We start from the raw sequence: 6351 nt of genomic DNA on the forward strand, positions 1-6351 counted from the left end.
ACCGGCGGCCTGGTCGGCGCGCTCGGCTGGGACGTGGTCCGGCACTGGGAGCCGACGCTGCCGGCCACCGCGCCCGACGAGCTGGGCGTGCCCGAGATGACGCTCCTGCTCGCGAGCGACCTCGCGGCCGACGGTCCGCCGGGTGGAGGCGCAGGCGCGCCGCACCGCCGACGCGCGGGTCCGCCGGGTGCTCGCGACCGCCGCGCAGCGGGCCGCCGTCCCGACCAGCAGCCAGGCGGCCGTGACGCTGCTGCCCCTGCCGTCGGACGAGATGAAGGGCCGGATCATCGGCAAGGAGGGTCGGAACATCCGGCTGTTCGAGGCGCTGACCGGCGTGAACGTCCTCGTCGACGAGACCCCCGGCACGGTGGTGCTGTCCTGCTTCGACGCCGACCGCCGGGAGGTGGCCCAGGTCGCGCTCGAGGCGTTGATGGCGGACGGCCGGATCAACCCGCAGCGGATCGAGACGGCCTACGCCGAGGCGCTGGCCGGTGCGGACGACCGCGCCGACGAGGCGGGGCACGCCGCCGCCGAGCGCGCCGGGGTGCGCGGCCTGGACCAGGAGCTCGTGCGGGTCCTCGGGCGGCTGCGGCTGCGGACGTCGTTCGGGCAGAACGTGCTGGAGCACCTGGTGGAGTCGGCCCTGATCGCGGCGCAGGTCGCGGCCGAGATCGGCGCCGACGTCGACGTCGCCCGCCGGTCCGCGCTGCTGCACGACCTCGGCAAGGCGATGACGGGCGAGGTGCCGGGCACGCACGCCCAGGTCGGCGCGGCGTTGGCCGCCCGGCACGGCGAGTCCGAGGCGGTGGTGAACGGCATCGCCGCGCACCACGACGAGGTCCCGGCCGAGACCGTGGAGGCGGTGCTCGTGCAGGTGGCCGACGCGATGTCCGCGGCCCGCCCGGGCGCCCGCCGGGAGGACACCGACCAGCACGTGGAGCGGCTGGAGCAGCTCGAGGAGCTCGTCGCGGGCCACGCCGGGGTCCGCCGGGCGCTGGCGATGGCGGCGGGCCGTGAGATGCGCGTGGTCGTCGAGCCGAGCGAGGTGCCGGACACGGAGATCGGCCGGCTCGCGGTCGAGATCGCCCGGCACATCGAGCAGGACCTGTCCTACCCGGGCGAGATCAAGGTGACCGTCGTCCGCGAGGTGCGCGCGAGCGCCACGGCGGGCTGACGTCGCGAGCGCAGGGGCCGCGCCGGGGAGGACCGGTCAGACCGTGCCGCCCGCACCGGAGGCGAACCCGCCGGGGCCGCCCGGGCCGCCCACGCCGGCCGGGGCGATCGTGACGTCCCGCGCCACCTTCCCCGCGGTCTTCGCACCGCCGCGGCGCTGCAGCCACACCGCCAGCCGGGTCAGCGTGATGTTCACGACGAGGTAGATCCCGGCCCCGACGACGAACAGCGCGACGTAGTACCGCTGCCCGAAGTACTGCGCGTTGTTCTGCATGGCCTTCAGCAGCTCCGGGTAGCCGACGATGAACCCGAGCGAGGAGTCCTTCAGCAGCACCACCAGCTGCGCGATCAGGCTCGGCAGCATGGTCCGCACCGCCTGCGGGAGCTGCACGAGCAGCAGGGTCTGCCACCGCGACAGCCCGATGGCGTACGCGGCCTCGGTCTGGCCCTTGGGCAGCGACGCGAGCCCGGCGCGCAGGATCTCCGCGATGATCGCCATGTTGTAGACCGTGAGGCCGAACACCACGGCGGCGAACGCGTCCCAGCCGAACCCGAGCAGCCCGAACAGCATCATGAGCAGCACGGGCAGGCCGCGGAACAGCTCGATCACGATGGTGGCGGGCGCGCGCAGCCAGGGGGTGCGGGCGGTGCGCCACATCGCGAGCAGCAGCCCGAGCACGAGGGCGAGCGGGGCGGCGACCACGGCGGCGCGGAGGGTGGCGCCGAGGCCGCGGACGACCATCGACGTCCAGACCGCCTCGGCGGACTGGTTCTTGGGCGGGTCGTACAGCACGTCCCACCGGTCGGCGCCGAACAGGCCGCGGTCGTCGGCGTACCGGAACGCGAGGACGAGCAGCGCGACGACCAGCAGGCCGCCGACGACGGAGCCGATCCGCTCGCGACGGCGGGCGACGGGTCCGGGCTCGTCGTACAGGACGGAGCTCATCTCGGGGCCCCCTCGGGCTCGTGAGCGGAGCGGACGAGGACGTGGGGTGCGATCATCGGGCGAACGCCACCTTCCGCTCGAGGACCCCGGCCAGGTACCCGGCCGGGATGGTGATGACCAGGTAGAACAGCCCCACGCCGGCCAGCGCCAGCACCGCCTCGGACGGGTTGGCCAGCGCGATGCGCCGGCCGGAGGCCAGCAGCTCGACCACCGCGAACCCGGCGGCCACCGAGGTGTTCTTGGTGAGGGCGATCAGGACGTTGATCAGCGGCGGGATGACGGAGCGCACCGCCTGCGGCAGCACCACCAGGTTGAGGGTCTGGCCGAAGGTGAGCCCGATCGCACGCGCCGCCTCCGCCTGCCCGACGGGCACGCCGTTGATGCCGGACCGCACCGCCTCGCAGACGAACGCCGACGTGTACGCGGACAGCGCGATCACCGCGGTCCAGAAGCCGAGCGGCGGCAGCACGCCGAACTGCGGCGCGACGAACACCAGGAAGAAGAACACCAGGGTCAACGGGGTGTTGCGCAGGAGCTCGACGTAGGTGACCGCGAGGCCGCGGAGCGTCGCGACGGGGGAGACGCGCATGGCGGCGAGCACGGTGCCCCACACCAGGGCGACCACCCCGGACAGGGCGGTGAGCTGCAGCGTGACGCGGAAGCCGCTCAGGTAGGCCGGCAGGTTGTCGGCGATCAGGTCCACGCGGGGGTCCTTGCCTTCGGGGGACGACGGGGGTGCACGGGTGGGGCGGCGCGGCGCCCGGGACCCCCGGGCGCCGCGCCGCCGGCCGCGTCAGTACCGGTCGACGGCCGGCGGCTCGGGCGTCGGCAGCACGGTGCCGGCGGTCGCCTCCCAGGCCTCGGTCCAGGTGCCGTCCTCGTAGGACTGCTCGAGCACGTCGTTGATCCACATCCGGAAGTCGGTGTCGTCGAGCGCGAGGCCGATGCCGTACGGCTCCTCGGTGAACGGCTCGCCGCGGACCTCGAACGCCGGGTCGTCGGCCGCGAAGCCGGCGAGGATGACGTTGTCGGTGCTCATGGCGTCGACCTGCCCGCCGCGCAGCGGCTCCAGGCAGTCGGAGTAGGCGCCGAACGGCACGACCTCGGTGTCGGGGAAGTTCTCCAGCAGGTTCGCCTCGGGGGTCGACCCGGAGACCGTGCAGACCTTCTTGCCCGCGAGGTCGTCCGGGCCCTGGATGTCCTCGTTGTCGGCGAGGGTGAGGATCGACTGGCCGGCCTGGTAGTACGGGCCCGCGAACGACACGACCTGCTTGCGCTCGTCGTTGATGGTGTACGTCGCGACGACGATGTCGACCTGCCCGGACTCGATGAACGACTCGCGGTTGGCGGACACCGTCTCCTTCCACTCGATGCCGTCCTCGGGGATGCCGAGCGCACCGGCGATGATCTTGCCGATCTCGACGTCGAAGCCCTCGGGCGTGCCGTCGGGCCCGACGAGGCCGAACAGCGGCTGGTCGAACTTGGTGCCGATGGTGATGGAGCCCGCCTCGGCGAGCTCGGCCATCGTCGAGCCCTCGGGGAAGTCGGCGGCCTCGACGTCCGACACCTCGGGGGTCGAGCCCCCGTCGGTGTCGTCGGAGCCGCCGCAGGCGGCCAGCGTCAGGACGGCGGCGGCGGCGAGGGCGATCGGGCCAGCGGTACGGGTTCTCATGTCGGGCTCCTGGGGTCGCGTCGGGGTGCGTGCGTCTCGGTCGGTGCCGGTCAGGGTTCGTGCGCGTGGTGCGGGCGGGCGCGGGGCGCCCGGGCTCAGTGGGTGAGGATCTTCGACAGGAAGTCCCGCGCCCGGTCGCTGCGCGGGGCGGTGAAGAACGTCTCGGGGTCCGCCTCCTCGACGATCGCCCCGCCGTCCATGAACACGACGCGGTCGGCCGCGCGCCGGGCGAAGCCCATCTCGTGGGTGACGACGACCATCGTCATGCCCTCCGCCGCGAGGGACGTCATGACGTCGAGGACCTCGTTGATCATCTCGGGGTCGAGCGCGGAGGTCGGCTCGTCGAACAGCATGACCTTCGGCTCCATCGCGAGCGCGCGGGCGATCGCGACGCGCTGCTGCTGGCCGCCGGACAGCTGGGCGGGCAGCTTGTCCGCCTGGCTCGCGACGCCGACGCGCTCGAGCAGCGTCATCGCGCGCTCCTTGGCCTCGCGGCTGCCGAGGTGGCGGACCTTGCGCAGCCCGAGGGTGACGTTCTGCAGCACCGTGCGGTGCGCGAACAGGTTGAAGGACTGGAACACCATGCCCACGTCGGCGCGGAGCCGGGCGAGCGCGCGCCCCTCCGCGGGCAGCGGGACGCCGTCGAGGGTGATGGTGCCGGACTCGATCGTCTCGAGCCGGTTGATCGTCCGGCACAGCGTGGACTTGCCGCTGCCGGACGGGCCGATGACGACGACGACCTCGCCGCGCCGCACGGTGAGGTTGACGTCCTGGAGCACGTGCAGCGCGCCGAAGTGCTTCTCCACGTGCTCGAGGACGACGAGGGGCGCGCCGGGGTGGGGTGCCGGGGACGCCGCGGGGGTGGGGGCCGGGGCCGGGTCGGGCTGTGCCATTCCTGGAACCTATGAGGCTCGTGTTACCTGCGCCACCTTTTGAGGTCACAGATCGGAAACAGCGCGGTCATGTGGACATCTCAGGCAAGTCATCGCTGCGGAGGGCGGGGAGCGGCGGACGTACCCTGGTCCGCGATGAGCACGACGACCCCGCCCCCCGTCCTCGTGGCCCCCGACGCCCCCACGTCGGCGGCCGGAGCGCCCGCGCGCACGTACCTGGTCAAGACCCTCGGCTGCCAGATGAACGTGCACGACTCCGAGCACATGGCCGGCATGCTGGAGCAGGCCGGCTACGTCGCCGCGTCGCCCGAGGCCGCGGCCGCCGAGGAGGCCGACGTCATCGTGATCAACACGTGCGCGGTGCGGGAGAACGCGGCCGACAAGCTCTACGGCAACCTCGGCCGGCTGGCCGGCACCAAGCGCGCCCGCCCGGGCATGCAGATCGCCGTCGGCGGCTGCCTGGCCCAGAAGGACCGCACCGGGATCGTCGAGCGCGCGCCGTGGGTCGACGTCGTGTTCGGCACGCACAACCTCGACGTGCTGCCGGTGCTGCTCGAGCGCGCCCGGCACAACGAGGCGGCGCAGGTCGAGATCGAGGAGTCGCTCAAGGTCTTCCCCTCGACGCTGCCGACCCGCCGCGAGTCCGCGTACGCCGGCTGGGTGTCCATCAGCGTCGGGTGCAACAACACCTGCACGTTCTGCATCGTGCCGCACCTGCGCGGCAAGGAGCGCGACCGGCGGCCCGGCGACGTCCTCGCCGAGGTGGCCGCGCTGGTGGACCAGGGCGCCATCGAGGTGACCCTGCTGGGTCAGAACGTGAACTCCTACGGCGTCGAGTTCGGTGACCGCGGCGCGTTCGCCAAGCTGCTGCGCGCCGCCGGCGCGATCGACGGGCTGGAGCGGCTGCGGTTCACGTCGCCGCACCCCGCCGCGTTCACCGACGACGTCATCGCGGCGATGGCCGAGACGCCCGCCGTGATGCCGAGCCTGCACATGCCGCTGCAGTCCGGGTCCGACCGGGTGCTGCGGGCGATGCGCCGGTCCTACCGCTCCGCGAAGTTCCTCGGCATCCTCGACCGGGTGCGCGCGCAGCTGCCCGACGCGGCGATCACGACGGACATCATCGTGGGCTTCCCGGGCGAGACCGAGGAGGACTTCGCCGAGACGCTGCGCGTGGTCGAGGCGTCGCGGTTCTCCTCGGCGTTCACGTTCCAGTACTCGCCGCGCCCCGGCACGCCGGCCGCCGACCTGCCCGACCAGCTGCCCAAGGCGGTCGTGCAGGAGCGGTACGAGCGGCTGATCGCGCTGCAGGACCGGATCGGCCTCGAGGAGGCGCAGCGCCAGGTCGGCCGCACGGTCGAGGTGCTGCTCGCCGAGGGCGAGGGCCGCAAGGACGGCGAGACCCGGCGGCTGTCGGGCCGCGCCGCGGACAACCGGCTCGTGCACCTCGCGCTGCCCGCCGGGCTCGCCGCGGCCGACGCGCCCCGCCCCGGCGACCTCGTCACCGTCGACGTCACGCACGCGGCGCCGCACCACCTGGTCGCGGACTCGGCGGTCGAGGGTGGCACGTTCGCGGTGCGCCGGACCCGGGCGGGCGACGCCTGGGAGCGGCGGCAGGCGGGCGACGACGACGCGCACGGCGGCGCCGGGGACGCCTGCGGGACGGG

The 6351-nt window shown here is 73.7% G+C and carries 6 protein-coding genes and 1 pseudogene; 3 read left to right on the forward strand and 4 right to left on the reverse strand.

What is annotated here, in order from left to right; genetic code table 11:
- A pseudogene (locus tag FA014_RS17075) lies at window positions 1-126 on the forward strand (hypothetical protein); the annotation flags it as partial.
- 16 nt (window positions 127-142) lie between these two features.
- Window positions 143-1174: an HDIG domain-containing metalloprotein gene (locus FA014_RS17080; protein ID WP_154730838.1), complete on the forward strand. Its 1032-nt coding sequence runs from the start codon at window positions 143-145 to the stop codon at window positions 1172-1174.
- A gap of 36 nt (window positions 1175-1210) precedes the next feature.
- On the opposite strand, the gene FA014_RS17085 is transcribed toward FA014_RS17080, so the two are convergent.
- The 4 genes from FA014_RS17085 to FA014_RS17100 form a co-directional block, all read right to left on the reverse strand.
- Window positions 1211-2119, reverse strand: coding sequence for an amino acid ABC transporter permease (locus tag FA014_RS17085; RefSeq protein ID WP_154730839.1), 909 nt, complete (start codon window positions 2117-2119; stop codon window positions 1211-1213).
- Window positions 2120-2171: 52 nt separating this feature from the next.
- On the reverse strand, window positions 2172-2822 hold the full coding sequence (locus tag FA014_RS17090; protein ID WP_154730840.1) for an amino acid ABC transporter permease: 651 nt from the start codon (window positions 2820-2822) through the stop codon (window positions 2172-2174).
- Window positions 2823-2912: 90 nt separating this feature from the next.
- On the reverse strand, window positions 2913-3791 hold the full coding sequence (locus FA014_RS17095) for a glutamate ABC transporter substrate-binding protein (protein WP_154730841.1): 879 nt from the start codon (window positions 3789-3791) through the stop codon (window positions 2913-2915).
- Window positions 3792-3886: 95 nt separating this feature from the next.
- Entirely contained in the window at window positions 3887-4684 is a 798-nt protein-coding gene (locus FA014_RS17100) for an amino acid ABC transporter ATP-binding protein (protein ID WP_154730842.1), read from the reverse strand.
- A gap of 135 nt (window positions 4685-4819) precedes the next feature.
- Here FA014_RS17100 and miaB point away from each other — a divergent pair.
- On the forward strand, window positions 4820-6351 hold a 1532-nt coding region (gene miaB, locus FA014_RS17105), incomplete at its 3' end, for a tRNA (N6-isopentenyl adenosine(37)-C2)-methylthiotransferase MiaB (protein ID WP_154730843.1).

Origin of the sequence: Cellulomonas hominis (assembly GCF_005239125.1) — a bacterium.
GTDB classification, from domain to species: Bacteria; Actinomycetota; Actinomycetes; order Actinomycetales; family Cellulomonadaceae; genus Cellulomonas; species Cellulomonas hominis_A.

Excerpts from the sequence above, each read along its gene's own strand:
- FA014_RS17085 (WP_154730839.1), bottom strand. The coding sequence starts at position 2,119 with ATGAGCTCCGTCCTGTACGACGAGCCCGGACCCGTCGCCCGCCGTCGC.
- FA014_RS17095 (WP_154730841.1), bottom strand. The coding sequence starts at position 3,791 with ATGAGAACCCGTACCGCTGGCCCGATCGCCCTCGCCGCCGCCGCCGTC.
- FA014_RS17100 (WP_154730842.1), bottom strand. The coding sequence starts at position 4,684 with ATGGCACAGCCCGACCCGGCCCCGGCCCCCACCCCCGCGGCGTCCCCG.